General features: G+C 39.3%; 4 protein-coding genes. 2 read left to right on the plus strand and 2 right to left on the minus strand.

Annotated elements, in window-relative coordinates; genetic code table 11:
- Positions 1 to 579 (plus strand): Pr6Pr family membrane protein (locus AC1DRQ_RS30470; protein ID WP_477429716.1); only part of this gene is annotated, 579 nt, incomplete at its 5' end.
- A gap of 74 nt (positions 580 to 653) precedes the next feature.
- On the opposite strand, the gene AC1DRQ_RS30475 is transcribed toward AC1DRQ_RS30470, so the two are convergent.
- Both AC1DRQ_RS30475 and AC1DRQ_RS30480 read right to left on the minus strand, forming a co-directional pair.
- Positions 654 to 851 carry a hypothetical protein gene (locus AC1DRQ_RS30475; protein WP_429395832.1) on the minus strand — a complete coding sequence of 66 codons (198 nt, stop codon included), beginning with the start codon at positions 849 to 851 and terminating at the stop codon, positions 654 to 656.
- 197 nt (positions 852 to 1,048) lie between these two features.
- Positions 1,049 to 1,912, minus strand: coding sequence for a glycoside hydrolase family 16 protein (locus AC1DRQ_RS30480; RefSeq protein ID WP_477429719.1), 864 nt, complete (start codon positions 1,910 to 1,912; stop codon positions 1,049 to 1,051).
- Positions 1,913 to 1,976: 64 nt separating this feature from the next.
- Here AC1DRQ_RS30480 and AC1DRQ_RS30485 point away from each other — a divergent pair.
- The coding region (locus AC1DRQ_RS30485; RefSeq protein ID WP_477429721.1) for a metallophosphoesterase at positions 1,977 to 3,000 on the plus strand (1,024 nt) is incomplete at its 3' end.

Below are 3,000 nucleotides of genomic sequence, written 5' to 3' on the forward strand. Positions count from 1 at the left end.
GCTTATATGAGCGGCGGGCGTAGCTTTCCGGGTACTTTGGTACAGTTATTTAGTTATTTTACTATACAAGTAAATTTGCTGGCTGGCCTGGGTCTGGGAGCATTGTTATTAAAACCATCAACAGCGTTTAGTAAGTATTTTTCGCAAGGATATGTACTTACGGGTGTAGCACTATATATTACCATCGTTGGTCTTGTTTATAATATCATACTGCGCAGTTTATGGCACCCAATAGGATTACTCAAGATAACAGACGAATTACTGCACCTCATTAATCCTATACTATTTGTTGTTTACTGGCTAATTTTTGTACCGAAAGAAAGATTGAAATGGACCCAATCATTAAACTGGTTATGGTTTCCGTTCTTATACCTGGTATATATACTTATCCGCGGGGCTGTAACCCAAATCTACCCCTATCCTTTTATTGATGCCGGTAAGCTGGGTTACTATACTATAATAATCAATTCGTTATTACTGCTTGTTGTTTTTTTATTACTTGGGTTATTGCTCATCTTACTAACGCGCGCCCTCAGCCCAAAATCATCAACAGATACTCATATCACACCAGATCCATAAAAAGAGAAAACCCTGCTGTTGAGCAGGGCTTTCTCTTTTTATGGTGTATTAACAGTTAGAGTTTTATTATTTGCTTAATCGTTCCACAGATAGCTTTTATCCACAGATCTTGCCAGCTTATTCGTTATAAAAAAATCTTCTTTTTGCAGACATTCATTGGTGTGTATATCTTCGTCTGCGTTAACTTTTATTACACTGCCTGCTACCTGTTCAACTATATTTGATAAGGTAATCACTTCGCTATCGGGTATTTGAATTGTTAATATTGCCATAGTTGTAGATGTTTAAAATTGATAATTCAAAAATATGGATTAACGGTTGTTGCAATGTTTCAAAAAAGTAAAATTTAGCTTACCCGTTAATTATATTTCTGCCTTTTAGATTATTTTAAACTTAAAACGTTACAACATCGGCAGGTATTATTGTTATAGCATCCATATTACAAAGCTTTAACAAACTTTAACAATTGTTACTCCTTGCCCCTTGTAACTAACACCCAATCAACAAATACTTTGGCCTGACCTGCTTTTATTTTGTTCACCGTGTTTGCTGACATACCGAAATAGGGTTTGGTAACTTTATTATATCCGGCCGGATAGCCACCACCCAGGGCAAAGTTAAGGATGATGAATTTTTTGTTATCGTAAGCCCAGCGGCCATATTTTTCGACCATAGGTTTAGTTACCGTATAAGTTACCTTACCATCTATTTTAAAAGTCAGGCTGGTGGGGGTCCAGTCTACCGAATAAATATGCCATTGAGTTACGTCAGTGCCCCCCGGGAAATGGGCCCTGTAAGCAAGCGGTGTATTTCCAAAATAGTTTGGACCATGCAGGGCATGGCTCGCCCAGCTCGAATCGCCCACGGTTTCCATCATGTCTATCTCACCGCAATCGGGCCATTTACCATTACCCAAAGCCCAAAATGCAGGCCATAAGCCAGCGCCGGCGGTCATTTTCATACGTGCCGAAGCAGTGCCGTAGGTAAATTCCATTTTAGCCTGGGTATTTATCCTGCCCGATATAAAATCATACTTTTTTTGCTGCTTACTGGTAAACCCGGGCCGATATAATGCTTTTAATACCAGCGCGCCCTTTACCGCGCCTTCGGCATCACTACCTTTTACCATATATATAGTAGCGGCCGAATCAACATATGCCTGCTGCTCGTCGTTCACCGTATGCCCGGTAACTTCTACATTCCACTTACTTCGATCAAGGGACTGTTCATTAAAATCTTCAAAAAATACGGTATCGGTTTTGGGTTGCTGCTGTGCATTTGCCTGCGAAACCATTAAAAGGCTTATTGATAATAAAAGGTAATACGATTTCATTGCGGTATTAATTGACGACTAAAATAGGGAATTATGTTTGATGAACTTTTAAAACCAGGCAGTAATGAAATTATTACACAAGTTTTCACAAAACATGAAAACTTATTTCGCCTTTAAATTTTACCATTTAATTAACTTTCCTTTTATAAATTGCAGATCAATACATAATTACATGCACAGTGGTGGTTTTTTCAGAGTATTTTTAATCATATCGGCAATTAGTTTACTATTCGACTGGTATATTTTTTCAGGACTGAAAACTTTAAGTGCCGATTGGCAATCGTCCCTATGGCGTAACGTGCTGTTATTTGGATATTTATTTATTTCTGTCGGTGTAATTGCCTTGTTTCTTCTGGGATTTGGCAGCTTTAGTACAGCCAACGGTATGCGCCCTTTTCATGAATGGATACTGAGCCTTTTCTTAACCTTTTTTATTACCAAACTATTTTTTATCATCGTTTTATCACTTGGCGACCTGGGAAGGTTCCTGGTTGGGCTGTTCCATTTAGCCAGCCGTACCGGAAACGAACCTATTTTTCCTGCCCGTCGTAAATTCATCAGCGAAATAGCAGTACTGGTAGCAGCCGTTCCGTTTACCTCTATGTTTTATGCCATGTTCAAAGGTAAATATGACTACAAACTGCACCGCACCACACTTTATTTTGACGACTTGCCCGATGCTTTTGACGGTTTTACCATCACCCAACTATCAGATATCCACTCTGGCAGTTTTGATAATACCGAAGCTGTGCAACGTGGCATTGACATGGCAAAAGCACAAAAAAGCGACCTGTTTGTTTTTACCGGCGACCTGGTAAACAACGCGGCATCAGAAATTGAACCTTATATAGATAGGTTCGGTCAGATTAAAGCCCCTTACGGCCAATTCTCCATACTGGGTAACCATGATTATGGCGATTATATAGTATGGAACAGTGAACAGGCAAAAGCCGCCAATCTTGAAAAATTAAAACAACACCATGCAGCATTGGATTATCGTTTGCTGCTTGATGAAAATGTAACCATTGAAAAGGATGGACAAAAAATATCGCTCATTGGTGTACAAAACTGGGGGCGCGGCTTTAAAC

The organism is Mucilaginibacter sp. P4_E8, assembly GCF_056401495.1.